Source organism: Rhizobacter sp. P1_G5, assembly GCF_056405435.1.
Genome location: NZ_JBFUCB010001013.1, coordinates 1 through 1,238 on the forward strand (window position 1 = coordinate 1; position 1,238 = coordinate 1,238).

Annotated in this window: 2 protein-coding genes; both read left to right on the forward strand. The window is 72.2% G+C overall.

What is annotated here, in order from left to right; translation table 11 throughout:
- Positions 1-356, forward strand: a 356-nt coding sequence (locus AC1D12_RS33640; RefSeq protein WP_477845418.1) for a hypothetical protein, incomplete at its 5' end; no start/stop codon positions are given.
- Positions 357-440: 84 nt separating this feature from the next.
- On the forward strand, positions 441-1,238 hold a 798-nt coding region (locus AC1D12_RS33645), incomplete at its 3' end, for a TonB-dependent receptor plug domain-containing protein (RefSeq protein ID WP_477845419.1).

The following is a 1,238-nucleotide window of genomic DNA, read 5'->3' on the forward strand; positions in this document are numbered from 1 at the left end:
TCGCCCTCACGGCCGTGCTGCTCGTGTCGCTCGTGCTCGCGCAGGCGCTGGGGCTGATGCACGGCATCGCGCACATGCGCCATGTGCCGGGCACACCGGGCACGGCCACCCTGGCCGCCGGCGTGACGGCCAAGGCCGCCGACTCGGGCTGGGTCGCCAAGCTGTTCGCCGGCCACCAGCACGGCGGCGATTGCGATGTGTACGACCAGTTGACCCATGGCGACGCGCTGCACGGCATGACGCCGGTCTTCGCGGCCGTCGAGTTCACGCAGGCGCCGGTGGCGCTGCACCGCGGCTGGCACATCGCCGCGCAGTCCTCGGGCTTCCTCGCCCGCGGGCCCCCTTCCCTGAGCTGATCCGCCTTTCCAGGTTCGTCTCCGGGCCCGGCTGTGCATGCGCACGCCGGCCCCGGCTTCATCAGCTTTGTCGGAAGTCTTCCCATGCATTCGCTCGTCTCGAAGCGCCACGCCGTGTCCGTGGCCATCTCGCTCGCTTTCTCTTCTGCCGCCTTCGCGCAATCCACCCCGGTCGCAGCCGTTGCACCCGCCGCGGCGGCCAGTGCCCCCGCCACGCTCGACAAGGTCGTGATCACCGGCAACCCGCTCGGCCGCAGCGAGATCGCCGCGCCGGTTTCGGTGCTGACCGGGGATGAGCTGACGCTGCGCCGCGGCAGCTCGATCGGCGAGACGCTGAACGGCACGCCGGGCGTCTCATCGACGTATTTCGGCCCGAACGCGAACCGGCCGGTGATCCGCGGCCTGGACGGCGACCGCGTGCGCATGCTCAGCAATGCCGGCGGCTCGCTCGATGCGTCGAGCCTGAGCTTCGACCACGCCGTGCCGATCGACCCGCTGATCGTCGACCGCATCGAGGTGCTGCGCGGCCCGGGCGCGCTGCTGTACGGCGGCAGCGCGGTGGGCGGCGTGGTCAACGCGCTCGACAACCGCATCCCGTCGACCCGGCTGGACGGGCTGAGTGGCTCGGCCGAACTGCGCCTGGGCGGTGCCGATGCCGAACGCGGCGGCGCGGCGCTGCTGGAGACCGGCAACGGCCAGTTCGGGCTGCATGTGGACGCCTTCGGCCGCAAGACCTCGGACCTGCACGTGCCGAGCTTCACGCCGCGCGCCGATGGCGAGGACCAGCCGGAGACGAAGCGCGTGCGCGCGTCGGCCAGCGACTCGCACGGCGGCGCGGTCGGCGGCTCGGTGTTCTTCGACCACGGCTACCTGGGCCTGTCG